Genomic DNA, 26,062 nt, shown 5'->3' on the forward strand with positions numbered 1-26,062 from the left:
TCGGACCGTTTGCGGCCCCTATCATTGTTTTCTTTGCTTCTGCCGTGGCTTAGCTGCTGCGCCGCGGCTTAGCTTTGCGGCGCCGGATCACCCAATTTTTCACCGACGCGCTTAATTTCCCATTCTAGCCTTATACCGCTTGAAGCGTAAACCTTTTTTAGCACCTCTTCGCCCAATGTCTCAAGATCATGGGCTGTAGCGCCGCCGGTGTTGATCAGGAAGTTGGAGTGTTTCGGGCTCATTTGCGCGCCGCCTACGGTGGCCCCGCGCATCCCGGCGTCGTCGATCACTTTCCACGCCTTCAGATCATGCACATCATCCGCCTTCCCGGTCGAAGAGAAGCCCGCCGGGTTGCGGAAAGTGGATCCGGCGCTGCGGTCTTTCGTGGGCTGGCTCTCATCCCGTTTGGCAAGCTGCTGCTCCATCCGGGCGTGCAGCTCCTCCGGCTCGCCTTTGGGCGGCGCAAAGGTCGCCCCGATCAGCACCGCGCCCGGGGACAGATCGCTCTGCCGGTAGCGGAAGTTGAGGTCATCTGCCGTAAGGGTCACCACCTCGCCCGCGCGGGTCACGGCCCGGGCCGAAACGAAGTGATCCGCCGTGTAGCTGCCGTAACAGCCTGCATTCATGCGCAACGCGCCGCCGATGCTGCCGGGGATGGTGCGCAGAAAGGTCAGATCCAGCCCCGCATCCGCTGCCTTGCGCGCCACATGGGCATCGAGTGCCGCCGCCCCCGCCGTCACCTGATCGCCGTCGATCTCAATCCCGTTGAAACCGCGGCCCAGCCGGATCACCACCGCCCGCAGCCCGCCATCGCGCACGATGAGGTTGCTGCCCACGCCCATGGGGAAAACCGTCACCCCTTGCGGCAATCGCCGCATGAAAAGGCACAGGTCCTCCACATCGGCGGGTTGGAACAGGTAATCCGCAGGGCCGCCGACGCGGAGCCATGTCAGGTCGCTCAGGGCGCGATTTGGGGTCAGCCTGCCGCGCAGGTCGGGGATATTCAGCTTAATCATGGCGCCGGACTTAGCGCATTTGCACGGCAGGGCAAACCATCAAGAATACGGCGGATCGACGCGGCTCTCGCGCCAGCGTTTCGCCAACCGCCCCGCAAGCCAGCCCAGACCGAAACCGCCCACCGCATAGAATAGGACGGAAAGCTGCGCCAAAAGCGCATGCGGCTCGAACACCCGCGCATCCAGCCCGAAAACCATCCATGTGGCATTGAGCGCAAAGCCTGTCGCCAGCACGAGAAAGAACCACAGCACGCGGGCGCGAAAACCGGTCCAAATACAGGCGATCATCCAGACCGCAAAGACCGACAGCAGCGCCACAAGGGTCGGCGTCAGGGTCATTCCGCCGGGCCTTTGACCCGGCCTGCCCCGCGGCGCAGCCAGCGCACGAAATAGACCACGGGCCAGCGCAGCACCGAACAGCCCCCCGCCAGCACCAATAGGCCCAGCCACGGGCCGTGCTGCGCGGTGACGAAACCAACGATCGGTATGCCCACGGCGATCAGCAGATAGGCGCTGCGCCAATGGGAATCCTTGCTGGGCGTCATGGCAAGGATGTTCGCGATCACGAACCAGAAACAGGCAAGGACGAGAGAGAGGCTCATTTCGGCAGCTCCGGCTTTTGGCCCCGCAGCCGCGCCAAGAGATAGCGCAGCGGGTTGCGGAACATCGACAGGAACGCCAGCAGCGCCAAAAGCGCATAGGCCCAAGACTGGGTCACACCGATGGCGATGATCAGCAGGGGCGCGGCAATCAGCAGAACCACCCCCGGCAGGTATTGAGAACGCAGCGGCAGCATGGCCACAGTCACGGCGGCGAAGACCCAGAGGATCGACAGCCAGACGAGGGTCACGCAGCCGCCCCCTTGGCCGCGCGCAGCGCCTCGGGCAGGTCATTGGCCCAGCCACTGATCGTGCCCGCCCCAAGGCAGACCACCATATCGCCCGGGCGCGCCTCGCGCAGGACCAATTGCGTCAGCGCCTCGGCATCCTCGACCGCATAGGCATGGCGATGGCCATGCTGGATCAACCCCGCGACCAGCCCGTCGCGGTCGGCACCGGGGATCGGCTCTTCGCCCGCGGCATAGACATCGGCAATGCCCACGACATCGGCATCGTTGAAACAGGCGCAGAACTCGTCAAAGTGATGCGACAGGCGGGAATAGCGATGCGGCTGGTGCACGGCGATCACGCGGCCCGCGCTGGCCTGCCGCGCGGCTTTCAGCACGGCGGCAATCTCAACCGGGTGGTGGCCGTAGTCGTCGATGATGGTCACGCCGTCCACCTCGCCCACGCGGGTAAAGCGGCGGTTCACCCCGCCAAAGCTGCCCAAAGCGTCGCGGATTTGCTCAAGCTTCATTCCAAGGTGCCGCGCCACGGTCACCGCCGCCAGCGCGTTTGATACGTTGTGATCGCCGGGCATCGGCAGGGCGCAGTTTTCGATGACCATATCTTCGGACTGAAGATGCACGTCAAAATGCGCGACGCCGTCTTTGTAGTGCAGCCCCACCGCGCGCACATCGGCCTGCGCGTTGAACCCATAGGTCATCACGCGCCGGTCGGTGAGTTTGCCAACCAGTGACTGCACTTCCGGGTGATCGGTGCAACAGACCGCCAGCCCGTAGAAGGGGATGTTCGAGACGAAGTTCAAAAATCCTTGCCGCAGCGTGTCGAAGTCGCCCCAATGCTCCATATGCTCGGGGTCGATGTTGGTCACGATAGCGATGGTGGCGGGCAAGCGGTTAAAGCTGCCATCGCTTTCATCCGCCTCGACCACCATCCAGTCGCCCTGCCCCATCCGCGCGTTGGAGCCGTAAGCGTGGATGATGCCGCCGTTGACAACGGTGGGGTCAATGCCGCCCGCAACCAGCAGTTCTGCGACCAGCGTGGTGGTCGTTGTCTTGCCATGCGTTCCCGCCACGGCGATGTTGGACTTAAGCCGCATAAGCTCGGCCAGCATCTCGGCCCGGCGGACGACCGGCAAGCCACGGCGGCGCGCCTCGTCTAACTCAGCATTGCCCGGCTTGATCGCCGAAGAGATCACGACCACCGCCGCGCCTTCGATATTCTCAGCCGCCTGCCCCTCGAAGATGCGCCCGCCCAATTCGGCCAGCCGCACGGTGATTTTGGTGGTTTTGAGGTCCGAGCCCTGCACCTTGTAGCCGTGGTTCAAAAGCACTTCGGCGATGCCGGACATGCCGATGCCGCCGATGCCGACGAAATGGATCGGGCCGACATCGGTCGGCAGTTTGGTGGCGGCGGCGTTCATTGCGGGTGTTCCTCTTCTGCGGGGGTGAGCGTGCCTTGGGCGGCAAGCTGCTCAACCATATCGGCCAATGTCTCGGCCGCGTCGGGTTTGCCGACCGAAAGCGCGGCGCGCGCCATCTGCATCGCCCCTTCGGGCATCTCAAGCACGGCGAGGATCTGGTCGGTCATGATATCTGGATTGGCTTTGCGTTCGGGCACCATGATCGCGGCCCCGGCCTCAACCAAGCCGCGGGCATTGGCGCTTTGGTGATCCCCCGCCGCGGCGGCAAAGGGGATCAGGATCGACGGACGCCCGATCACCGATAGGTCGGCCACGCTGGAGGCACCGGAGCGGCTGATCACCAGCTGCGCCTCGGACATGCGGCGGGGCACATCGTCAAAGAAGGGCCGCACATCGGCGCTGATGCCGGATTCGGCGTAATAGTCCGCCACCCGCTGGCCGTCTTCGTCGCGGGCCTGATGGCTGACGCGGATGTTGCGGATCATGTTCATCGGCAGGGCCGCAAGCGCCGGGGGCACCACGTCCGAAAGGATGCGCGCGCCTTGGCTGCCGCCCATGACCAAAACCTCCATCGGGTAGTCACCCGGCGGGATATAGGCCGAACCGGCACGGTCAAGCACGGCGGCGCGCACGGGATTGCCCACATGCCAGCCCTGCACGCCCTCGGGCAGTTTCGTGGGCCAGATGCCGCAGGCGACAGCGTGAACCCGCTTGGCAAAAATCTCATTCACGCGGCCCAGAATGCCGTTTTGCTCATGGATCATCCGCGGCATGCGCAGCGCCCAAGCAGCACCAAGCGCGGGGATCGACGGATAGCCGCCAAAGCCCACCACGACCGAAGGCCGGTCGCGCAGCATGTTGAGGCCCGAGCGGACCACACCGGCGGCGATGCGGAAGGGCACCAGGGCCTTGGCCACCACCCCGCCCCGGGCAAATGTGGCGCTGCTGATCTGGCTGATCTCGACCGCTTCGGGAAAGCCGCCGGTATAGCGCGCGCCGCGCGCATCGGTGCTGAGCTTCACCCGCCAGCCGCGCTTCAACATCACCTCGGCCAAAGCCTGCGCAGGAAACATATGCCCACCGGTCCCCCCGGCGGCGATGATCAACAGTGGGGCGGCCATCAGCGGCGGCCCCGGCCCAGAATATCGCTGATCTCACCCTGCGGGCGGGTCCGGGTAAAGGCCAACAGCATGCCCACGGCGATGCCGCTGGCGATCACCGAAGAGCCGCCGTAGCTCACGAAAGGCAGGGTCATGCCCTTGGCTGGCAAAAGCCGCACTGCCACACCCATGTTGATCATTGCCTGTACTCCGAATGTGCAGGCCAGCCCGGTTCCGGCCAGCCGGATGAAGGGGTCACGCTCGCGCACCAGACGCAGCAGCGACCGGACGACCACGACAGTATATAGGGCGATAATGCAGACGACCATGATGAGGCCGTATTCCTCGGCGGCGACGGCGATGATGAAGTCGGTATGCGCGTCAGGCAGCGACCATTTCACCTCGCCCTCGCCCACGCCGACGCCGAAAAGCCCGCCCTCGCGGATGGCGTTTGTGGCATAGCCAAGCTGGGTGGTCGGGTCGACATCGACGCTGAGAAAGCCGTCGATCCGCCGCGCGAAGTGCTCGGAATTGGAATAGGCGAAGGTGCCTGCCAGAACCACCAGCCCCGCCATGCCGACCAGCAGCACCATCGGCGCGCCGGCGACGAAATACATCACGCCCCAGCCGAACAGCACGAGACAGGCCTGCCCAAAGTCGGGCTGCATCGCCAGCATCAGCACGATGGAGATACAAAGCGCGAAGGACCACGATTTGCCCGGAGGTCCGTTGATCTCGGTCGCGGCGGCCATCATCCATGCGGCGGCGACCATGAAACCGGGTTTCAGGAATTCGGAAGGCTGGAACGAAGCAAAGCCCAGCGAATACCAGCGCGTCGCCCCCTTGCCGAAATCGGTGCCGAAAAAAGGCAACAGCGCCAGCGCCACGAAGGCGACCACGAAGCCCAGCACGGCCAGACGCCGCACCAGCACCGGGGACATCATCGAGGTCAGCAACATCGCGATCAGCGCCAATCCGCCGAAGAACGCCTGCCGCTGCACATAGTGGAAAGCATCAAAGCCGTTTTTCGCGGCCAAGGGCGGGGATGCGGCCAGCCCCAAAAGCATGCCGACGGCAAAGAGGATCAACACGCAGGACAAAGCCCAACGGTCGACCGTACGCCACCATTTTGGAAGGATCGGTTCACCATCCCGCACCGGGACCGCGCCATAGACCATCTCTGTCATGGGTATCTGCCTTAACTGCCTCAACGGCCCCTTTGCGGGGTCTCATCCGGGCAGAATAGCCCGAATTGTCATATGAAGCTAGTGCATTTCACCCCGCTAAGGCGGGCGGGGTCAGCGGGGCTTTGCCAAGCCCCGCTGCCGGGCGATCAACTCGCCCCTTCAACGCGCGCGATCAGGCGGCCTTATGGGTGCCGCGCACCGGGTAGCCCTTGTCGCGGACGAATTTGAGGCCGTTCAGCAGACCTTCCAACTCGGGCCGCGCGAAGGGCGCGTTGGAAATGTCGATGATCTGCACCTTGCCTTCGTCGTTGATGACGAAGGTCGCAGGTTCGGCGAAGGGCCGATCGGTCTCCTGCGGGCTGCGCGGGTCAGAGATGTAGAGCCCCAGTTCCGCCATCTGGTCGAGGCTGAGGTCATAGCCGATGGGCAGGGTCAGGCTGTCTTCTTCGGCCATGGCCTTGGCCTTCTCCTCGGGGTCGCCGGAGACGGCGATCACATCGACGCCGATCTCATGGAACTGGCTTTGCAGCTTTTCCAATTGCGCGAGATACTTTTTGCAAATCGGGCAGTGCAGGCCGCGGTAAACCACCACCAATTCCCAATCGCGCCCCTCTTGTGGCTGGCCCAAGGTCAGCGTGCCGCCGCCGAGTTTGGCCACGTCCATCTTCGGAAAATCCTGTTCTGCGGTTAGTTTGGTCATTTTCTGCTCCTTTCGTCAGTTGCGTTGCACCCCAGCTATGGCGCCTTGGCAAAGCGGCAACCGGTCTCACGTCTTCTTGACCGGGGCGGCACATTGAGGCAGAGCGCGCCCATGCAAGTCGATACAGCCATTATCGGAGCCGGTGCCGCGGGCATGATGTGCGCCGCCCATGCGGGCGGGCGGGTGCTGGTGGTGGACCATGCCAAAGCCCCGGGCGAGAAGATTCGCATCTCGGGTGGCGGGCGCTGCAACTTCACCAATATGTATTGCGAACCGCAGGCCTTTCTCAGCCAGAACCCGCATTTCGCCAAATCCGCTTTGGCCCGCTACACACAGTGGGATTTCATCGAACTGGTCGACCGTCACGGCATCGCTTGGCATGAGAAAACCCTCGGCCAGCTTTTCTGCGACACCAGCGCGAAAGAGATCATCGCCATGTTGCGCGGGTTGATGCAGCAGGCCGGGGTCGATCTGCAACTGAAGAGCAGTGCCAGCAATTTCGCGAAGGTCGATGGGCAGTTCAGCTTCGACCTGCAAACACCTGATAAGTCGGTGAAAGTCACCGCCCGAAACCTCGTGATCGCCACCGGGGGCAAGTCGATCCCCAAGATGGGCGCGACCGGTATCGCCTATGACATCGCGCGCCAATTTGGGCTGAGCGTCACCGATACGCGGGCCGGGCTGGTGCCCTTTACCTTTGCCGAAGGCCGCTTCGCGCCGCTGGCCGGTGTGGCCACCCCGGCGCGTATCACTGCCGGAGAAGCCGCGTTTGACGAAGCACTGCTCTTCACCCATCGCGGCCTCTCTGGCCCCGCCGTCTTGCAGGCGTCCTCCTACTGGCGCGAAGGCGAGGCGATCACGGTGAACCTTGCCCCCGAAGGCACCCTCTTGGACGCGCTCCGCGACCAGCGGCAACGCGCGGGGCGGCGGAACTTTACCACCGTGCTCGCCCAACATCTGCCCGCGCGGCTGGTGGAGCATCTGGGGCAGGCGTTCGACCTGTCGGGCAATCTGGCAGATTGGTCCGACGCGCGGCTTTCCGCATTCATCACAGGCATCGAGAACTGGCAGCTTCACCCCGGCGGGACCGAAGGGTATCGCACAGCAGAGGTCACTCTGGGCGGGGTCGATACCGACGAGCTATCCTCCAAGACCATGGCGGCGAAAGGGGTGCCGGGGCTCTATTTCATCGGCGAGGCCGTGGATGTGACCGGTTGGCTCGGCGGCTATAACTTTCAGTGGGCGTGGTCTTCGGGCATGGCCGCCGCGCGGGCGATTGCGGGCTAGGCGCCGCCCTACTCCGCCAGCACCTTCTGCACCTGCGCCACGAAATCCTCACCGCGGCGCTCGAAACTGTCGTATTGATCGAAACTCGCCGCCGCCGGGGCCAGCAGGACGACATCGCCCTCCTCCGCCTCTCCCGCCGCCCGCGCCACGGCCTGTTCCATCGTGCCGCAGACTTCGGTCTCTGCCGTGAGTTGCATGGCGAAATGCGCCGCTTCGCGCCCGATCACATAGGCTTTGCGGACCGATCCTTGCGCCTCTGCCAGCCCTTTCAGGCCGCCTTCTTTCTCAAGCCCGCCGCAGATCCAGCGGATGTTCTTGAACGCCGCCAGCGCCTTGGCCGCACTGTCGACATTGGTGGCCTTGCTGTCATTGACGTAGCGGACGCCATGCGCCTCGGCCACGGTCTGGCTGCGGTGCGGAAGGCCACCGAAACTGTGGAACGCCGCCTCGATCACCCGCGGGGCAAGGCCGAGCGCGCGGCAGGCGGCATAGGCGGCGCAGGCGTTCTGGTGGTTATGCGCGCCCGGCAGCCCTTGAATGCCGCGCAGGTCGATCGCGCCGACCTGTTTGCCGCGCCGATATTCGCTCAAGAACCCTTTGCGGGCAAAGACATGCCAGCCGGGGCCGGTGAGCTTGCTCTCGGCGCTGATGCGGATCACACGGTCGTCGCTTGGCCCCTCGCTGAGTTGCCCGGCAAGGAAGCGGCCCTCGGCCTCATCCACGCCGATCACCGCGCGGTCCGGCCCGCCCTCGGCAAAGAGGCGACGCTTCGCGGCATAGTAGCCCCCCATCCCCGCATGGCGGTCCAGATGGTCGGGGCTGAGATTGGTGAAAACCGCTACATCCGGCGTCAGCGCGCGCGCCAGTTCGGTCTGGTAGCTGCTAAGCTCCAGCACCACGACCTCCCCGTCCACGGCGGGATCGAGGTCCAGCACTCCGCGCCCGATGTTGCCCGCCAATTGGCAAGGCCGCCCGACATGCTCAAGGATGTGGTGAATGAGCGCCGAAGTCGTCGATTTCCCATTCGACCCGGTCACCGCCACCACCCGCGGGGCCACGTCGTAGTGATCCCATGCCAGCGTGGCGAAGCTTTGGAAAAAGAGGCCGATGTCATTGTCCACCGGCACCCCTGCGGAAAGCGCCGATGCCACCACCGGGTTCGGCGCGGGGTAGAGATGCGGGATGCCGGGGCTGACGATCAGCCGGGCGATCTTGTCCAAGGCACCGGGGGCGTTCAGATCAACACAGGCGAAGCCTTCCCGCTCGGCCCGCGCCCGTGCGGCGGGGTTGTCGTCCCAGCAGCTGACCTTGGCCCCGCCCGCTTGCAACGCGCGCGCCGCACTCAGGCCCGAGCGGCCCAATCCCAGCACCGCCACGCGTGCGCCTTCCAAGCCCTGTACTGGAATCATCTGCAATCCCCTGCTACCCGTTGACCCCAGAATGGGGGCATGATGCGCCCATCACAAGCCAGAGGCCGCCGAAGATGTCCAGCCCCGCCAAACCTGACCTTGACGATGTGTTGCCGCGCCTCAATGCCATGATGCGCGAGGATGACCACTGGGGTGACGTGGCGGCCTATATCCCGCAACTGGCCAAGGTGGACCCGGCACAGTTCGGCATCGCCGTGGTGACGGCGGATGGCAAATGTCATGTGGCGGGCGATACGCAGGTGCCCTTTTCGGTCCAGTCCATCACCAAGGTCTTTACGCTGGCCATCGCGCTTGGCCGATCGGGCGACCAACTGTGGCACCGCGTGGGGCGGGAGCCTTCGGGCCGGGCCTTCAACTCCATCGTGCAGTTGGAGCAGGAACAGGGCCGCCCGCGCAATCCCTTCATCAACGCGGGTGCGATTGTCACCACGGATGAAGTCTTGGGCAACCGCGAGCCGCGCGAGGCGCTGGCCGAGATCCTGCGTTTCGTGCGCGAAGCGGCGGGGACCGACGACATCCACATCAATGACACCGTCGCCGCGTCAGAGACCGATTTTGGCCACCGCAATTTTGCACTGGCACATTTTCTGGCGAGCTACGGGAACCTCATCAACGCGCCGGAACGCACGCTCGGCACCTATTTCCACCATTGCGCGATGGAGATGACGGTGGAACAGCTTGCCATGGCGGGCCGTTTCTTGATCGAAGCGCCGGACGTGCCGCGCTTGGTGGCCCCCAGCCGCATCCGACGGCTCAACGCGCTGATGCTGACCTGCGGGCATTACGATGGCTCAGGGGATTTCGCCTATCGGGTGGGCCTGCCGGGGAAGTCGGGTGTCGGTGGCGGCATCCTCGCCATCGTGCCGGGGCGGGCCAGCATCGCGGTCTGGTCGCCGGGGCTGAACCGCTATGGCAACAGCCAAAAGGGCACCGAAGCGCTGGCCCTTTTGGCGCGTCACATGGACTGGTCGATTTTCTAGGCGCTTAGCGCACCTTCAGCGTCGCCAGACCCAGCAGGGCGAGGATCAGTGAGATGATCCAGAAGCGGATCACGATCTGCGGCTCAGCCCAGCCCTTTTTCTCGTAATGGTGGTGGATCGGCGCCATCAGAAAGACGCGCTTGCCGGTGCGCTTGAAGTAGAGCACCTGCACGATCACCGATAGCGCCTCGACCACGAAGAGCCCGCCGACGACCGCCAGCACCAACTCGTGTTTCGTCGCCACAGCAATGGCACCCAAGGCCCCACCAAGCGCCAGCGACCCGGTATCGCCCATGAAGACGGCGGCGGGCGGCGCGTTGTACCACAGGAACCCAAGCCCTCCGCCGAAGAGACCGGCGGTGAAGATCAGGATTTCGCCCGTCCCCGGCACATAGTGCACGTCGAGATAGTCGGTGAAGTCGACCCGGCCCACGGCATAGGCGATGACGCCGAGCGCGCCTGCGGCGATCATCACCGGCATGATGGCCAGACCATCCAGCCCGTCGGTCAGGTTTACCGCATTGGCGGAGCCGACGATCACGATGATGGCGAAGGGCACGAAGAGCACCCCGAGGTTGATCAGCGTGTCTTTGAACACCGGCAGCGCAAGCTGGTACTGCAACTCAGCCGGATGGTATTGCGCGGCCCAGTAGCCCGCGATGCCCGCAATCAGAAAGCCCAGCAAAAGCCGCACCTTACCCGGCACGCCGTCGGTGTTCTGCTTACTCACCTTGGCATGGTCGTCGGCATAGCCGATGGCGGCAAAACTCATGGTGACGAAAAGCACCAGCCAGACAAAGGGATTGTCGAGCCGCGCCCAAAGCAGGGTCGAGGTCAACAAGGCCCCCACGATCAGCAGCCCGCCCATGGTGGGCGTGCCCGCCTTGGCGAAATGCCCCTCGGGGCCGTCATCGCGGATCGGCTGGCCCTTGCCCTGCCGCTTGCGCAGCACTTCAATCAGCGGTTTGCCGAAGATAAAGCCGAACACCAATGCCGTCAGAAACGCCCCGCCCGCGCGGAAGGTGATATAGCGAAACAGGTTAAAAAAATCGCCGCCATCCGACAGCAGCGTCAACCAATAGAGCATATATCGCGTCCTAACTCATCATGTGGGGTGAATCGCCGATCAGGCGGTCGGGACCGGATGGCCCATTTTGCGGATGGCGTCAACAATACCGCCCAGCTTCATCGAAAGCGACCCTTTGATCAGCACGACATCGCCGGAATCGAGCCTTGCGCGGAGTCCTTGCAACATCTCTTCGGCGGTTTCCGTCCAATCGCCGCGCTGATGTTCGGGCAGATTGTCGTAAAAGGCTTTCATCAACGGGCCGACGCAATGCACCACGTCAAGCGCGCGGGTGGCTTCGAGATCGGCGAGACCGGCGTGCAGCGCCACGGCCTCGGGACCGAGTTCTTTCATGTCACCGACAAATGCAATCCGCCGCCCCTTGCTGACGCGCCCAATGTCATGTGTCACTTCTGAGGCCGCCAGCACTTCAAGTGCTGCGGCCATGGAGGTCGGGTTGGCGTTATAGCTGTCGTCGATCAGCTCCAGCGCCAAATGGGTATCGACAGTATCCAGCAAAATACGTTCGCGCACCCCGCGCCCGGCATAGGGCGACCAGCGGCCCAGCGATTGCACGGCCAGCGCCCGATCCGCGCCAAGCGCCTCGGCCACTGCCAGCGCACCGAGGGCGTTCATCGCGAAATGCCGCCCCGGCGTGGCGATCTTGAAGATCAGCGGCGCGCCTTCGACCTCGGCTTGGGCCACGGTGGCATCGCCTTGCACCTTGACCTCGCACAGCTTGTAGTGATGGCCCGCCTGACCAAAGGTCGTCTCGCGCAGGCCGCGCTCCACCGCTTTGGTCAAGACGATATCGCTGTGGTCATGATCGGCGTTGATCACCGCCACGCCGCCCGGCACCATCCCGTCGAAGATGCTGGCCTTTTCCACCGCGATGGCGGCGACATCCTTGAAGGCTTCGAGGTGGACGGCGGCGACATTGGTCACCATCGCCGCATCGGGCCGCGCCTGTTTGGCGAGGGGGGCAATCTCTCCGGGGTGGTTCATGCCGATCTCGATGACCGCGTAATCGGTATCGCGCGGCATCCGTGCTAAGGTCAGCGGCACGCCCCAGTGGTTGTTATAGCTGTCGACGCTGGCATGGGCCCGGCCTTGATCGCCAAAGATCGCCAGCAGCATCTCCTTGGTCGAGGTCTTGCCGACGCTGCCGGTCACCGCCGCCACCTTGGCCTGCGGGCCGAGGCGGGCGCGCCCTGCCCGGCCAAGCGCTTCGAGCGCCTGCTGCACATCCTCAACGATCAGCAGCGGCGCGTCCGTGGCCACGCCTTCGGGGATATGGGTCACGAGCGCGGCAGCGGCCCCTTTGTCGAGCGCTTGGGCCACAAATTCATGCCCGTCCCGCGCGGCCTTGAGTGCGACAAAGAGATCGCCGGCCTGCAAGGTCCGTGTGTCGATGGAGACACCGTTGCAAGCCCAATCGCCCTGCGCCTCCCCGCCCGTGGCCTCCGCCGCTTCGCTCGCTGTCCAAAGGCTCATGCCAATCTCCCGTCCAGTGCCGCCACGGCCACGCTGGCCTGTTCCACATCGTCGAAAGGCAGCACGTCGTCGCCCACGGTCTGCCCGGTCTCATGCCCCTTGCCCGCGATGAGCAGCGCGTCGCCCGGCTCTAGCGCGTCCACCCCGCGCAGGATGGCTTCGGCGCGGTCGCCGACTTCCATCGCGTCGGGTGCGCCGCCCAGCACGGCGGCACGGATGCTCGCGGGGTCTTCGCTGCGCGGGTTGTCGTCGGTGACGATGACCATATCCGCATGTTGCGCCGCCGCCTGCCCCATCAAGGGGCGCTTGGCCCGGTCCCTATCACCGCCCGCGCCGACGATGGCGACAAGCCGGCCCATGACATGCGGGCGCATAGCGGCGAGTGCGGTGGCCACCGCATCGGGCGTATGGGCGTAATCGACGAAAACCGCCGCGCCATTGTCGCGGGTGGCGGCAAGCTGCATCCGGCCCCGCACGGTGGTGAGATGCGGCAGCGTGTCGAAGACCTCTTGCGGGTCGGCGCCACAGGCAATGACCAGCCCTGCGGCCAGCAATACATTGTCGCCCTGAAAACCGCCGATCAGATTGAGCCGCTTTTGATAGGTCTTGCCGCGCCAGCTAAAGCGCAGGTCTTGGCCCGTGGCATCGAACCGCTGGCCTTGCAGATGCAGATCGCCCCCGTCGCGGCCCACGGTGATCACCTCACAGCCCCGCGCACGGGCGATGGCGGCGATATCGACGCCTTTTTCATCGTCGATATTGACCACCGCCGTGCCATCTTCGGGCAGGACACGGGCGAAAAGCGCGGCTTTGGCGGCGAAATAGGCCTCGAATGTCTCGTGATAGTCCAGATGGTCTTGGGTGAAGTTGGTAAAGCCCGCCGCCTTGAGCGTCACCCCATCCAGCCGCCGCTGGTCGAGCCCATGGCTGGACGCTTCCATCGCGGCATGGGTGATCCCATTCGCCGCCGCCTCGGCCAGCGTGCGGTGCAGGGTGATCGGCTCAGGCGTGGTATGGGCCAAGGGGGCGGCCCATGCGCCCTCTACCCCGGTGGTGCCGAGGTTTACGGCAGGCAATCCCATTTCAACCCAAATCTGACGCACGAAGGTCGAGACGGAAGTTTTCCCATTGGTGCCCGTGACCGCGATCATCGTGGCGGGCTGGCCACCGAACCAGAGCGCCGCCGTGCGCGCCAGCGCCTCCCGCGGGAGGTCGGAGACCACCAGCGCGGCATCCGAGCCCGCCAATTCCTCGGCGGCGAGTTTGGCGCCCGCCGCATCGGTCAGCACCGCCGCCGCGCCCATGTGCAGGGCGTATTGAATGAACTCTGCCCCATGCACACGGCTGCCGGCCAGAGCCGCAAAGAGCGTGCCCTCGCGCACCTCACGGCTGTCGACCGCGATGCCGGTGATCATGGGGTTGGCCCCCGCCCGCGCGGTCAGCCCGAGAGAGGAAAGGGGTACGGCCCGGTCGGTCATAGAGATGTCTTTTCAGTTGCTGCTGGTCAGCGTTAGCACAGCGTCGTTCACCGGTTCAACAGCGGGGCGCAGCCCCAGCAGAGGCGCGATGCGGCGCACCATCTCGGCGGCCACGGGCACGGCGGTCCACCCCGCCGTGCGGCGCGGTTTCGGGCCCGAAGTCTCAACCGGTTCGTCCAGCGTGACGATCAGCACATATTTCGGATCGTTGATCGGGAAGATGCTGGCGAAAGTGTTGATCACCTTGTCGTCGTAATAGCCGCCCGTGGGCTTGGGCTTGTCGGCGGTGCCTGTCTTGCCCGCGATTTGATAGCCCGGCACCTCGGCGAAGCTGGCCGTGCCATCGGTCACCACCTTGCGCAGCATCATCCGCGCCTGCGCGGCGGTCTCTTCGGACATGACGCGGGGGCCGAGTTGGGGGGTAGTTTGTTTCAGCAGCGTAGGCTTCACCGCCCGCCCGCCATTGGCGATGGCCGCATAGCCTGCGGCAAGGTGCATCGGCGTGCTCGACAACCCGTGACCGTAGGAGATCGTCACGCTCGACAATTCGGTCCAGCGGCTTGGCAACAGCGGCTTGCCGCCCGAGGCTTCGACGATCTCGAAGGGGGTCGGCTCAAAGAAACCGAGGCTTTTGAGGAACTCCTGCTGCCGTTCGATACCGATTTCCAGCGCCATCCGGCCCGTGCCCCGGTTCGAGGAATGCACGATGATGTCGGCAACGCTCAGCTTGCCGTAGTTCTTGTTGCGGAATTCACCGATGCGGAAACCGCCAACCTTCATCGGGCCGGAGGTGTCGATGATCGTGTCGGCGTTGAACAGCCCAAGTTCCACCGCCTGTGCAGCGGCGAAAATCTTGAAGGTGGAGCCCAGTTCATAGACCCCCTGCACCGCGCGGTTGAACAGCGGGCTGTCGGAGGCATCGCCTTGGGTCAAGGGCCGGGGCCGGTTGTTGGGATCGAAATCCGGCAGCGAGGCGACCGAGATCACCTCGCCCGTGTGCACATCCATCAGAATGCTGGTGGCCCCTTTGGCGTTCATCAGCTTCATGCCGCCATAAAGCACCCGCTCCGCCGCGGCCTGCACGGTGAGGTCGAGCGACAGTTCTAGAGGTTTGTTGCCATTGGCCGGGTCGCGCAGATAGTCGTCGAAATACTTCTCGGCCCCTGCCACGCCGATTACCTCGGCGGCATGGACGCCTTCCTTGCCATAGCTCGCCCCACCCAGCACATGTGCTGCAAGCGAGCCGTTGGGGTAAAGACGCATGTCGCGCGGCGCGAACAATAGCCCCGGATCGCCGATATCATGCACGGCCTGCATCTGTTCGGGGCTGATTTTCTTCTTTATCCACAGGAACTTGCGCTTGCCTGTGAAATCTTTGATCAGGCGATCTTCTTTCAGATCGGGAAAGATTTTGACTAGCTTTTTGGCGGCCATCTCCGGGTCGATCATGTGGCGCGGCTGCGCATAGAGCGCGTGGGTCTCGAAATTGGTGGCCAGAAGGTTGCCGTTCCGGTCCGTAATATCCGCGCGCGAGGCCGAGATTACGGCCCCCGGCGCATGGCCGCGCGGCTCGGACGGTTCCGACATCGCCAGCAGCCCCATGCGTCCGCCAATCACGGTGAAGGCACAAAGGAAACAGACCCCCAGCACAAGAAGCCGCCCCTCAGCGCGCATCCGCGCCTTGTCGCGCATCTGCTCGTGGCGGATGCGCTTGTTCTCACGTTCGATCGCATCGGGGTTTTCCCCCTTCTCGCGGGCCTCGAGGATGCGGGCCAGCGGGCGCAGCGGGGTGCGGATCATTCAACCTTCTCCTCGGAAAAACCGTTCAGCGCCTCGTAATTCATCGTCGAGACATCCACAGGATCGGTGATCGGCAGCATGGGCTGGGGCGGATAGGCGACTTGATCTACTTGACCGAACTGGCCGGGATGCAGCGGCAGCAGGCCCAGACGGTCAAAGTTCAGATCCGCCAGATCGCGCAGCCGGTCCGGGCGGTTCTGAAAGGCCCATTCGGCACGCAGCACGGCCAGACGGGCGTGGGCCGCGCGGATATTGGCATGCAGCCTGTCGGCGTCGCTCAGCGCCTGCTGGGTCGCGTAATTCTCGCGGTAGGCCCAGAAGGCCAATCCAACCACGGCAATGGTGGTGAGGATATACATCACCGTGCGCATCACTCAGATCCCCCTGACCATCGGCATGCCGATGGCTTTCGCGTCAATCTCACCACTGGGCGCGTCGGTGCGCGTGGCGACCCGCAGCTTGGCCGACCGGCTGCGCGGGTTCTCTTCCAATTCTTGCGCGTCGGGGCCAATCGCCTTGCGGGATTTCAGCGTGAACTGCGGCGGTGCCTGCTCCAGCGCGGGGGCGAAACGGTTGGCATTGCCCCCAGCCCCGGCGCGTGCGGTAAGGAAGCGTTTCACCATGCGGTCCTCGACCGAATGAAAGGTCACCACCGCCAGCTTCCCGCCCGGCTTCAACGCCCGCTCTGCGGCCATAAGCCCCTGAAAAAGTTCGCCATATTCATTGTTCACCGCAATCCGAAGCGCTTGGAAACTGCGGGTTGCCGGATGGCTCTGGCCGGGCTTAGCGCGCGGCAGGCAGCCTTCGACCAGCTTTGCCAATTCCAACGTGGTGGTGATCGGCGCCTCTTCGCGGGCGCGGACAATGGCCTTGGCGATCCGGCGCGAGGCGCGTTCTTCACCGTATTGAAAGAGGATATTGGCGATCACCTCTTCCTCGGCCTCGTTGACCAGATCGGCAGCCGAGGGGCCATCTTGGCTCATCCGCATGTCGAGCGGGCCATCTTTCATGAAGGAAAAGCCACGCTCCGCCTGATCGAGCTGCATGGAGGAGACACCGAGGTCCAGCACCACACCATCGAGGTCTTGGGCATATTCATCCATGCGCGAGAAGACGCCCTGCTGCATGGTGATCCGATCGCCATAGTCACCGGCCCATGCCGCCGCCATCTCGAAGGCCAGTGGATCGCGGTCGACGGCCACCACACGCGCGGCCCCGGCCTCAAGCAAGCCACGGGTATAGCCGCCCGCGCCAAAGGTGCCATCCAGCCAAACCCCCTCCACGGGCGCCACGGCAGATAGGATCGGGCGCAGCAGAACGGGGGTGTGAGGGGCGGAAGGGTCAGAGGCAGCAACCATTCCCTCAGATCTCCATATCACCATCAAGGAACGAGAGCGGATCGACATCGTCGGGCAGTTCTTGCTGCCACGCCTCTTCCTCGGTCTCGTAGGTTTCGGGCTTCCAGATTTGGAAGGTGTCACCGGCGGCGATAAAGAACGCCTCGCCGTTGAGTTCAATCTTGTTGCGCAGCTTGGCGGGCAGCACCAAACGGCCTGTCTCATCTACCGTCGTGGGGAAAGACTGACCATGGAACAGACGCTGAAGCGCCTTGCGCTGCATGGAGCCACGCGGCATGCGGTCGATCTTGGCGTCGACCTCTTCGATGGCTTCCATGGTATAGCATTCAAGGTAGTTCCGGCGGTGGTCGCCATAGACGATGACCAGTTCGGGATTGTCGCCGTTCTTCCAGTTCGGGTCGCCAGCCTCCAACACACGCCGAAAAGAGGCTGGGATAGACACCCGCCCCTTCGTATCGACCTTGTGGTGGCTTTCGCCTCTGAACCTGCGGCTCACTTGTTGTCCCTGCCTCTTGCGCCTTTGCGCTTAAACTCGTTGTCCGCCTCAATCCCCTGCCCCGGAAATGGAAACGGCGGGTTGATCTGCTGCCACTGATCAACCCGCCGCCCACGTCCCGCAGCTTGGCGGGGGAAGTCCGACTGCGCGCGCCACCTGGGGGGATGTCTGCTCGCTCGCGCGCCGGATCTCTTTGGTCTGATGAAAGCGAGGTGCCTGTATGAAACCTGCTAGGTTTTGATTTATTTTGGGGTCGTTTGCTGCCCCGTGTCCCGTTCTCATCCGATGCATTAGGGATGCCATGGGAATTGATGGGCGTCTAGATATTTTTTGGATTTCCGCCCAATATTTTGTTTTGCACAGGCTGTGAGAACAACATCTGGTATAACTTTTCGGGCGCAGCATGGCTTAATTTGGGATCGTTTAAGTCTGAAACACTATATCTTGTTAACGAATTGGGACCTGCACAATATCCCACAGTTTCCCACTAAAATTTGCTCACATAGTTATCCACAGGACGTGTTCGTTGCCTGTTCCGCAGAATGCGCTCAGAGCGTTCGAATTGCACGCCAATTCCCGTGGCTGCGAATCGGGCAAGACCCCCAATGGCGCAAGGGGCGCCCATGATTTCCCAGACTTCCCATGCATTCCCGCGACTTTTCCCATGGCCTCCCAGCGGCCCATGCTTTCCCAGCCGCGCAGCCCCTCCCGACAGCGGTATCTTGTCCTTTCGGCCCACGCACGGCATGTAATGGCGCGAAACGGAGGGAGTGCATCATGATCCAAGCCACGGCTCTATTCACCCACGCGCTGAACATGCTTTTTCACGCGCCCTCAACCACGCTGCGGGTGATCCTGCCTGCGGTACTCTGGGTGATGGGGGCCGCCGCCGCCGCGGGCCTGCTGGCGGGAGATGCGCTTGGGGCCATGGATCAGGTGATCGAGAACGCCGCCCCGCCGCCTGCGGGTCAACTTCTGATCCTGATCGCCTGCGGGCTGGCGGGCATCCTTGGCTATGCGCTGATGGCCATCCTCTGGCACCGCTATGTCTTGCTTGATCACGACGGGAGCGCCCTGCGCCCGGGCATGGGGCTGTTCTGGGCCTATGTCTGGCGGGCCATCGTTTTGGGCTTCGTGCAGTTTCTCGCGGCCATTCCCATCGGCCTTGCCATGCTACTTCTGGGCGGGCTGACCGGGTCGAGCCCGGCGGCACTGCTGTTGATCGGACTGGTGGCAGGGGTGGCCTTTCTTTGGCTGGCGCTGCGGCTCAGCCTCGTGCTGCCCGCCGCCGCTCTGGGCCACGTCATGTCGGTCCGCGACAGCTGGCGCGCGACCGAGCCTTTGGCCGGTACGCTTTGGGCGCTGGCCGTATTGCTGGCGGTGGTGAACACGCTACTCGGCGTGATCGCCAGCATGTTGCTGCCCGCCGACCCGGGCCTGCGGCTGATGCTAGATTCCCTGCTCTATCTTATAGAGGGGCTGGTTTTCGTCTCGATGCTGACCACACTTTACGGCCACCTGATCGAAGGGCGCGAGCTGGGCTAACCGCCCGCGCCGCCCCCATCAGGCCATGCCACCCTCGATCAAGCCCTTTGCGAGCCGGGCATAGGCATCGGCCATCGGCCCCTCGCCCGCTGCGACCGGCGTGCCGCTGTCCCCGGCCAAACGGGTATCGAGATCAATCGGCAGGCTGCCCAAAAGCGGCACGCCCATCTTCTCGGCCTCTGCCGCCACACCGCCTTGGCCAAAGATCTCATGCTGAGAGCCACAATCGGGGCAGACGAATGTCGACATATTCTCGATCAATCCCAGCACCGGGGTTTTCAATGTGGCGAACATGTCGAGCGCCTTGCGCGCGTCGATCAAGGCCACGTCCTGAGGCGTGCTGACCACGATGGCGCCCGAAAGCTCGGACTTGGTGCAAAGTGTCAGCTGCACATCGCCGGTGCCCGGCGGCAGATCGACGAGCAGCACGTCAAGCTCACCCCATTCCACTTGCCCGAGCATCTGCTGCAGCGCGCCCATCAGCATCGGCCCACGCCAGACGACGGCCTTACCCTCTTCCAACATGAAGCCGATCGACATCATGGTGACGCCATGGGCCTGCAAGGGAATGATCGTCTTGCCGTCGGGGCTGGCGGGGCGCTTGTTAACCCCCATCATGCGCGGCTGGCTGGGACCATAGATATCGGCATCCAGAAGCCCCACCTTGCGCCCGGCCCGCGCCAGCGCCACGGCAAGGTTGGAGCTGACGGTGGATTTGCCCACACCGCCCTTGCCAGAGCCGATGGCGAGGATGCGCTTCACGCCGCTGGGTTTCATCGGCCCCTCTTGCGGTTTGGGATGCCCGCCGACCTTAAGACTGGGCGCTTTCGGTGCGGGGCCATGCGCGGTCAGCGCGACCGATACATCACCCACACCCGGCAGATCGCGGACCACCTGCTCTGCCGCGTCGCGCAACGGTGCCATCTGCCGCGCCACATCGGCATTGGGCGCTTCGATGACGAATCGCACCTTATCGCCTTCGACCACCAGCGCGCGGACCAGATCATGGGACAGCAGGCTCTTGCCGTCGGGCAGTTGCACCCGCGCCAGCGCCGCTTCGACTTCTGCTTTGGTCACAGACATGCGCAAATTCTCCTCTATTACGGCTTCTGAAATGGCAGGTTCTGCGCCAAGCGCAAGGGGACGGCCCTTTTTGCATAGGGAAGAGGCGCAATGCCCAAGGATTACGCAGGGGTACCATGTTTTTGCCGCATAGCAGCATTGCAAAAAGAAATATTGTGCAGGCGCAGCAATTAGCGCTAACTTATGTTCATAGGCAGGGCCAAGCGCCCCGCTTTCGGAAAGACCAGACACATTCCTCCTCCTCCCGAATGTGTCTGATTTTACCAAGACTTGGATGCATCCACTCCTCCTCCCGGATGCAGGCAAGTTTGGAAAGACCAGACGCGTCCATCCTCCTCCCGGATGTGTCTGTTATTGGCGGCGACATCTACCTCCTCCCAGATGTCGTCGCCCCCTTTCCCCCCTCCCCATATATGACAGTTTTATGACCCTGCGCCCTTTTGCCGCGCGGGCAAAACCGTTTTTTATCAACAAGTTGCGCCCCTTAGAACCTATGCGCTTTCTGCATAGCGGCATTGACTTTATGCCCGTTGTGCAAATGCAGAAAGGGCGTAAATAGCAGGCAACGAGATGATCCACAGATGAAAAAAGAGGCGCCGAAATGGCTTACATGAACACAACCACCGCAAACACAACTTCCGTCTTCGCCCGTATCGGCGGCGCATTCGAAGCACTGGCAACCCGCTACAAACAGCACCGTCTGTACCGTGAAACTTTCGACGGTCTGAGCGCGTTGAGCAACCGCGAACTGGCCGACCTTGGGCTGAGCCGTTCCGAACTGCGCCGCGTCGCATGGGAATCTTCCCGCGGCTAAGCAGAAATAGAGATCGGACGTCAGAACCCCTCCCTGTTCTGCCGTCTGAAAGCCGGGGTGCGCGTCACTTTCCTCCTCCCTGAATGAGGCGGACCCCGCAAGGAGACCCGAAGCCGACCCTCCCTCGACGCTTCGGGCCGACATAGAAACGGCGGCACCTTCCTCCCAAGGTGTCGTCGTTTTTGTTTGTAAGGCCTTGTTGAGGCAGGCTTTTGGCAGCCCGCCCCAGGATACGCTTTTAGAAGGGAACGTCTTTCCCGCCGGTCAAGAAGCGCGAGACGACCTTTTTGGTCCCGGCCTTCTCAAAGGCGACTTCCATCTTGTCGCCTTCGATGCCAATCACTTCGCCATAGCCGAATTTATCGTGGAAAACACGCTCGCCCATCTCAAAGGCGGCGACCGCTTGCATGTCGATCGTGACATTGCGGCTTTCGCGCGGCTGGCTGGTGCCCCGCGCCCCGCTGCGTGATTGCAGGCGTTTCCACCCCGGTGAATTATAGACATTCGCGCTTGCCGCGCGGTCATGTAGATCCGATTGCGGCATGGCCGCGCCAAAACCACCGCCGTAAAGCCCCGGCGGGGTCAGCACATCCACATGTTCTTCGGGCAGCTCATCAATGAAACGCGACGGCATCGCATTTTGCCATTGGCCAAAGACCCGGCGATTGGCAGCGAAAGAGACGGTGCAAATCCGCTCCGCCCGGGTGATGCCGACATAGGCCAGCCGCCGCTCTTCTTCGAGCCCTTTCATCCCGCTTTCATCCATCGAACGCTGCGAGGGGAACAGCCCATCTTCCCAGCCTGGCAGGAAAACCATGGGGAATTCCAAACCCTTGGCCGCGTGCAGCGTCATGATCGAGACCTTCTCGCCATCGCCCTCCTGCTCATTATCCATGATCAGGCTGACATGTTCGAGGAAGCCCTGCAGGTTCTCGAACCCTTCCAAGGCTTTGACGAGTTCCTTGAGGTTTTCCAGCCGCCCCGGCGCTTCGGGCGTTTTGTCATTCTGCCACATGCCGGTATAGCCGCTTTCGTCGAGAATCATCTCGGCCAATTCGACATGAGACACTTCAGGCGGGCCATAATCCACCCGCAGCGGCGCGGCACCATCATCGAGCACCGAGTCGTCCTCGCTGATCTCAATCCGCGGGCCCTGCAACATCGACGACCAACGGTCGATCCCGTCGATCAAAAGCCGCAGTTGCGCCGCCCCTTTGCCGCTGATCCCGCCATGGGCGAGAAGGATTCGTGCGCCTTCGACAAGGTTCACCCCATGATCCCGCGCCGTGCGCTGGATTTTCTGCTGCGCCTTTTCGCCCAAACCCCGCTTGGGCGTGTTTACAATCCGCTCGAAAGCCAGATCATCATCGGGGCTGGTGACCACGCGGAAATAGGCCATGGCGTCGCGGATTTCCAAACGCTCATAGAATCGCGGGCCGCCAATTACCTTATAAGGCAGGCCAATGGTCAAAAACCGGTCCTCAAAGGCGCGCATCTGGTGGCTCGCCCGGACGAGAATCGCCATATCGTCAAGCGAGAAGGGGTCGAGCCCTCTTGTGCCGCGCTGCGCGGATTCGATCTCATCCCCGATCCAACGGGCCTCTTCCTCGCCATCCCAATGGCCGATCAGACGGACCTTTTCGCCCTCCGTCTCTTCGGTCCAGAGAGTCTTGCCCAAGCGCCCCTCATTGCCCGCGATCACGCCCGAGGCGGCGGCGAGGATATGCGGGGTCGAGCGGTAGTTCTGCTCAAGCTTGACCACATGGGCGCCGGGAAAATCCGTTTCAAACCGCAGGATGTTGCCGACTTCGGCCCCGCGCCAGCCATAGATCGACTGGTCGTCGTCGCCCACGCAGCAGATGTTCTTGTGCCCCTGTGCCAAAAGCCGCAGCCACAGATATTGGGCCACGTTGGTATCCTGATATTCGTCGACGAGGATGTATTTGAACCAGCGCTGATACTGCGCCAACACATCCGGGTGCGCCTGGAAAATCGTCACCATATGGAGCAGCAGATCGCCGAAATCGGTCGCGTTCAATTCGATCAGACGGCGTTGATATTGCGCGTAAATTTCCGGCCCGCGGTGATTGTATGCCCCGGCATCCGCGCTCGGGATTTTGTCTGGGGTCAGCGCGCGGTTTTTCCAGCCGTCAATGATCCCCGCCAGCATCCGCGCGGGCCAGCGCTTGTCGTCGATCCCTTCGGCGGCGACCAATTGTTTGAGCAGGCGCAACTGGTCATCCGTATCGAGAATCGTGAAATTGCTTTTCAGCCCCACCAATTCCGCATGCCGCCGCAGCAGCTTGACGCAAATCGCGTGAAAGGTGCCGAGCCATGGCATCCCCTCGACCTGCTGGCCCAGCATCTGGCCCACGCGGGTCTTCATTTCCCTCGCGGCCTTGTTGGTGAAGGTGACCGCCAGAACCTCATGCGGGCGCGCGCGCCCGGTGTTGAGCAGATGCACGATTCGCGCCGTCAACGCCCGCGTTTTGCCGGTGCCCGCCCCGGCAAGCATCAGCACGGGGCCATCCAACGTCTCGACCGCGGCCCGTTGGGCGGGGTTCAACCCCTCCAGATAAGGCTGCGGACGCGCGGCCATGGCGCGGGCGGACAGGGAGGCGCCCTCAAAGGCGTGCATTTCGTCAAAATCACTCATGCCCGCAATCTAGCGCGTCCGGGGTACGAGATAAAGAGACGTTCCTCAAATGTTCTTTCGAAAGATATTCAAGTCCCGATTTGGCGCCGCTGCGGGCAAAACCGGGTGAATTTAAAATGCGGGGAAAATCTTTACCCGTTGATAATGCTTTGGCGGCAATGTGCTGACACAACGATAAACGAGAGGAACCGCTCATGTTCAGAAACGATGATACTTCGGTCCTGCGCCGAGAGATTGACCGGTTCAAACTGCCGATGTTCATTGCGGAATTGAACGCGGACAGCGGGCATTTCGAACTTTTGGCCCTCAACACCGCCCATGAGGCGCATAGCGGCATGGTGATGAGCGAGGTGATAAACCGCCCCCTGCACAGTTTCATGCCCCATGAAGAGGCCGAGGCGGTCAATGAACGCTATGCGCGCTGCGTCTCAAACGCGGGGCAAATCCGCTATCGCGAGATGCTGCATATGCCGCGCGGGCCGCTGATTTGGGACACCACGTTGCATCATGTGCAATCCTACCGCGGTCTTGACCGGGTGGTGGGCAGCGCCATTGTCGTGGAGCGGGTGCAGCGGGACAACCGCGATACCCTCGCGTTTGAGGATGTGCGCTATTTCGCGGCGACATCTTCGTTCAAACTCGAACAAATCTCGACGGTGCTGGATGCCGCCGAAAAGGGGCTGATCGATCCCGCGAAGCTTACCGGGTCGGCGGGGATGCTGGCCGGGCTCTGCCGCGCCATCGACAGCACCATGCAAGAGCTACGCTCAATCGCGCAGGAACGGCTGGACGCTGAGGCCAATCCGACCGTTCATCTAATCGACATGGAAGGCGCCGCCGCCAGCGAAGGTGACGAAATCGAAGCAGCCATCGCGGCCCTTGTGGATATGGCCGACAACCTACCGACACCGCCGGGCCGCAAGGTAAGCGAGGCCGCACCGCTCGCCCGGTCCGTTTTTCGGCAGTAGCTGTTTGCGCCCCACCTGGACGGCAGCGCCCTCACCCCGGCTCCGACGCAGCCACGCCATCTGGACAATCCGTAACCCTTTGGCGCAAATGCCGCCATGGACCTACATGCAACCTACCCCGCCCTTTCGGACCTTCGCTGCCGCGCGCAGTCGCGCCTGCCTAAATTCGTTTGGGAATACCTTGATTCCGCCACTGGGACGGAGGCCACCAAACACCGCAACCGCGCGGCCCTAGACCGCGTTGGGCTGATGCCTTCGGTGTTGCACGGCGAATTCACCCCTGACCTCAGCGTCGATCTGATGGGGCAAAAGCTTCCCCTGCCCTTCGGCATGTCCCCCTTGGGCATGTCCGGCCTGATCTGGCCCGATGCCGAAGCCCATCTTGCCCGCGCGGCGGGTCGCGCCGGCATCCCCTTCGGCCTGTCCACCGTGGCCGCAACCTGCCCGGAAGATGTCGCACCCCATTTGGGCGCGCATGGTTGGTTCCAACTCTACCCGCCGCGCGACCCGGAAATTCGAACCGATATGCTGGCACGGGCCAAGGCTGCGGGTTTCACGACTTTGGTCCTGACCGTCGACGTGCCAGTCGCCTCGCGCCGTGAGCGGCAAACCCGTTCTGGCCTGACCAGCCCGCCCAAACTGACCCCACGGCTGCTGGCGCAGGTCGCGATGCGCCCCGCTTGGGCCATGGGCATGGCCCGTCGGGGTCTGCCGCATATGAAAATGCTCGACAAATACACCGAAGGCACGGCCACCGCGAACCTGCCGCCGACCGCGCATGTGGGCTATCTGCTGCGCACCGCGCCCGATTGGGACTATTTGCATTGGCTGCGCGATCACTGGGAAGGGCCGCTGGTGATCAAAGGCGTGCTGCGCCCCGAAGACGCCACGAAGATGGAAAAGGCCGGGGCCGATGCGATCTGGGTCTCGAACCACGCAGGCCGTCAGTTCGACGCGGCCCCCGCCAGCGCCGAGGCGCTGCCCGCCATTCGTGCCGCCACGAAACTGCCGGTGATCTTTGACAGCGGCGTGGAATCGGGCCTTGATATCCTGCGTGCCTTCGCGCTCGGCGCGGATTTTGTCATGCTGGGCCGGGCCTTCCACTTTGCCCTCGCCGCCCTTGGGCCGCGCGGGGTCGATCACCTGATTGATGTGCTTGCCCGCGACCTGACCGCCAATATGGGACAGCTGGGCGCGCAGAACCTGCGCGACCTCCCTCCTCCCTTTGATCTGTCGCCGCTCTGATCGGAAAGCTTGCAGAAATGTGACAAAGACGGCCACAGCCCTCTTGCGCTGCACCGCAGCATCCCTAAGCTGCCTTTAAAACCAGCAGGGGAGA

General features: G+C 63.2%; 24 protein-coding genes. 6 read left to right on the forward strand and 18 right to left on the reverse strand.

The window, feature by feature from the left end:
• Positions 1-68: 68 nt before the first annotated feature.
• The 8 genes from murB to ACGYLI_RS00800 all read right to left on the reverse strand — a co-directional run bounded on the left by murB (position 69) and on the right by ACGYLI_RS00800 (position 6,268).
• Positions 69-1,016 carry a UDP-N-acetylmuramate dehydrogenase gene (gene murB, locus ACGYLI_RS00765; protein WP_394416364.1) on the reverse strand — a complete coding sequence of 316 codons (948 nt, stop codon included), beginning with the start codon at positions 1,014-1,016 and terminating at the stop codon, positions 69-71.
• A 39-nt stretch (positions 1,017-1,055) separates the two neighbouring features.
• A complete protein-coding gene (locus ACGYLI_RS00770) occupies positions 1,056-1,355 on the reverse strand; it encodes a hypothetical protein (protein WP_394416367.1) in 300 nt (99 codons plus the stop codon).
• On the reverse strand, positions 1,352-1,618 hold the full coding sequence (locus tag ACGYLI_RS00775; protein ID WP_322327988.1) for a DUF2484 family protein: 267 nt from the start codon (positions 1,616-1,618) through the stop codon (positions 1,352-1,354). Before ACGYLI_RS00775 ends, ACGYLI_RS00770 begins: the two co-directional genes overlap by 4 nt.
• Complete coding sequence (locus ACGYLI_RS00780) at positions 1,615-1,866, reverse strand: DUF2484 family protein (protein WP_271693380.1); 252 nt, start codon at positions 1,864-1,866, stop codon at positions 1,615-1,617. The genes ACGYLI_RS00775 and ACGYLI_RS00780 overlap by 4 nt, the downstream gene beginning before the upstream one ends.
• Entirely contained in the window at positions 1,863-3,281 is a 1,419-nt protein-coding gene (murC, locus tag ACGYLI_RS00785; RefSeq protein ID WP_271693379.1) for a UDP-N-acetylmuramate--L-alanine ligase, read from the reverse strand. Before murC ends, ACGYLI_RS00780 begins: the two co-directional genes overlap by 4 nt.
• Positions 3,278-4,402 carry a UDP-N-acetylglucosamine--N-acetylmuramyl-(pentapeptide) pyrophosphoryl-undecaprenol N-acetylglucosamine transferase gene (locus ACGYLI_RS00790; RefSeq protein WP_394416369.1) on the reverse strand — a complete coding sequence of 375 codons (1,125 nt, stop codon included), beginning with the start codon at positions 4,400-4,402 and terminating at the stop codon, positions 3,278-3,280. The genes murC and ACGYLI_RS00790 overlap by 4 nt, the downstream gene beginning before the upstream one ends.
• On the reverse strand, positions 4,402-5,568 hold the full coding sequence (gene ftsW, locus ACGYLI_RS00795) for a putative lipid II flippase FtsW (protein WP_067261784.1): 1,167 nt from the start codon (positions 5,566-5,568) through the stop codon (positions 4,402-4,404). Before ftsW ends, ACGYLI_RS00790 begins: the two co-directional genes overlap by 1 nt.
• 172 nt (positions 5,569-5,740) lie before the next feature.
• Entirely contained in the window at positions 5,741-6,268 is a 528-nt protein-coding gene (locus ACGYLI_RS00800; protein ID WP_394416371.1) for a peroxiredoxin-like family protein, read from the reverse strand.
• A 111-nt stretch (positions 6,269-6,379) separates the two neighbouring features.
• Between ACGYLI_RS00800 and ACGYLI_RS00805 the strand changes: the two genes are divergently transcribed.
• Positions 6,380-7,555, forward strand: coding sequence for an NAD(P)/FAD-dependent oxidoreductase (locus tag ACGYLI_RS00805; protein ID WP_394416374.1), 1,176 nt, complete (start codon positions 6,380-6,382; stop codon positions 7,553-7,555).
• Between the two features lie 8 nt (positions 7,556-7,563).
• Here ACGYLI_RS00805 and murD read toward each other — a convergent pair whose 3' ends face one another.
• Positions 7,564-8,964, reverse strand: a complete 1,401-nt coding sequence (gene murD / locus ACGYLI_RS00810; protein WP_394416376.1) for a UDP-N-acetylmuramoyl-L-alanine--D-glutamate ligase — start codon at positions 8,962-8,964, stop codon at positions 7,564-7,566.
• 74 nt (positions 8,965-9,038) lie between these two features.
• On the opposite strand from murD, the gene ACGYLI_RS00815 reads away from it, so the two are divergent.
• A complete protein-coding gene (locus tag ACGYLI_RS00815; RefSeq protein ID WP_067261778.1) occupies positions 9,039-9,965 on the forward strand; it encodes a glutaminase in 927 nt (308 codons plus the stop codon).
• A gap of 4 nt (positions 9,966-9,969) precedes the next feature.
• Here ACGYLI_RS00815 and mraY read toward each other — a convergent pair whose 3' ends face one another.
• Genes mraY through mraZ form a run of 7 tightly spaced genes read right to left on the reverse strand, consistent with a single transcriptional unit; the run spans position 9,970 to position 17,657 of the window.
• Entirely contained in the window at positions 9,970-11,052 is a 1,083-nt protein-coding gene (gene mraY, locus ACGYLI_RS00820; protein WP_394416379.1) for a phospho-N-acetylmuramoyl-pentapeptide-transferase, read from the reverse strand.
• A gap of 39 nt (positions 11,053-11,091) precedes the next feature.
• Positions 11,092-12,525, reverse strand: coding sequence for a UDP-N-acetylmuramoyl-tripeptide--D-alanyl-D-alanine ligase (gene murF / locus ACGYLI_RS00825; protein WP_394416381.1), 1,434 nt, complete (start codon positions 12,523-12,525; stop codon positions 11,092-11,094).
• Complete coding sequence (locus tag ACGYLI_RS00830) at positions 12,522-14,003, reverse strand: UDP-N-acetylmuramoyl-L-alanyl-D-glutamate--2,6-diaminopimelate ligase (RefSeq protein ID WP_394416383.1); 1,482 nt, start codon at positions 14,001-14,003, stop codon at positions 12,522-12,524. The genes murF and ACGYLI_RS00830 overlap by 4 nt, the downstream gene beginning before the upstream one ends.
• 12 nt (positions 14,004-14,015) lie before the next feature.
• Complete coding sequence (locus ACGYLI_RS00835) at positions 14,016-15,803, reverse strand: peptidoglycan D,D-transpeptidase FtsI family protein (RefSeq protein ID WP_394416385.1); 1,788 nt, start codon at positions 15,801-15,803, stop codon at positions 14,016-14,018.
• The gene (locus ACGYLI_RS00840; protein ID WP_394416387.1) at positions 15,800-16,174 is read right to left on the reverse strand and encodes a cell division protein FtsL; all 375 of its coding nucleotides are present in this window, start codon (positions 16,172-16,174) and stop codon (positions 15,800-15,802) included. Before ACGYLI_RS00840 ends, ACGYLI_RS00835 begins: the two co-directional genes overlap by 4 nt.
• A gap of 3 nt (positions 16,175-16,177) precedes the next feature.
• Entirely contained in the window at positions 16,178-17,161 is a 984-nt protein-coding gene (gene rsmH, locus ACGYLI_RS00845; protein WP_394416389.1) for a 16S rRNA (cytosine(1402)-N(4))-methyltransferase RsmH, read from the reverse strand.
• A gap of 4 nt (positions 17,162-17,165) precedes the next feature.
• Positions 17,166-17,657, reverse strand: a complete 492-nt coding sequence (mraZ, locus tag ACGYLI_RS00850; RefSeq protein WP_082851962.1) for a division/cell wall cluster transcriptional repressor MraZ — start codon at positions 17,655-17,657, stop codon at positions 17,166-17,168.
• Positions 17,658-18,434: 777 nt separating this feature from the next.
• On the opposite strand from mraZ, the gene ACGYLI_RS00855 reads away from it, so the two are divergent.
• Positions 18,435-19,202, forward strand: a complete 768-nt coding sequence (locus tag ACGYLI_RS00855; RefSeq protein WP_209217906.1) for a hypothetical protein — start codon at positions 18,435-18,437, stop codon at positions 19,200-19,202.
• An 18-nt stretch (positions 19,203-19,220) separates the two neighbouring features.
• Here ACGYLI_RS00855 and ACGYLI_RS00860 read toward each other — a convergent pair whose 3' ends face one another.
• The gene (locus ACGYLI_RS00860; RefSeq protein WP_394416391.1) at positions 19,221-20,285 is read right to left on the reverse strand and encodes an Mrp/NBP35 family ATP-binding protein; all 1,065 of its coding nucleotides are present in this window, start codon (positions 20,283-20,285) and stop codon (positions 19,221-19,223) included.
• Positions 20,286-20,895: 610 nt separating this feature from the next.
• Between ACGYLI_RS00860 and ACGYLI_RS00865 the strand changes: the two genes are divergently transcribed.
• Positions 20,896-21,099, forward strand: coding sequence for a DUF1127 domain-containing protein (locus ACGYLI_RS00865; protein WP_271693367.1), 204 nt, complete (start codon positions 20,896-20,898; stop codon positions 21,097-21,099).
• Positions 21,100-21,337: 238 nt separating this feature from the next.
• Here ACGYLI_RS00865 and ACGYLI_RS00870 read toward each other — a convergent pair whose 3' ends face one another.
• Positions 21,338-23,755, reverse strand: coding sequence for an ATP-dependent helicase (locus tag ACGYLI_RS00870; RefSeq protein WP_394416393.1), 2,418 nt, complete (start codon positions 23,753-23,755; stop codon positions 21,338-21,340).
• A 194-nt stretch (positions 23,756-23,949) separates the two neighbouring features.
• On the opposite strand from ACGYLI_RS00870, the gene ACGYLI_RS00875 reads away from it, so the two are divergent.
• Positions 23,950-24,723 (forward strand): hypothetical protein, encoded by a 774-nt coding sequence (locus ACGYLI_RS00875; protein WP_394416395.1) that lies wholly within the window; start codon positions 23,950-23,952, stop codon positions 24,721-24,723.
• A 96-nt stretch (positions 24,724-24,819) separates the two neighbouring features.
• Positions 24,820-25,968: an alpha-hydroxy acid oxidase gene (locus ACGYLI_RS00880; protein ID WP_394416397.1), complete on the forward strand. Its 1,149-nt coding sequence runs from the start codon at positions 24,820-24,822 to the stop codon at positions 25,966-25,968.
• The last annotated feature ends 94 nt before the right edge of the window (positions 25,969-26,062 follow it).

The organism is Sulfitobacter sp. 1A13421, from assembly GCF_043557285.1.
Classification (GTDB): domain Bacteria; phylum Pseudomonadota; class Alphaproteobacteria; order Rhodobacterales; family Rhodobacteraceae; genus Sulfitobacter; species Sulfitobacter faviae.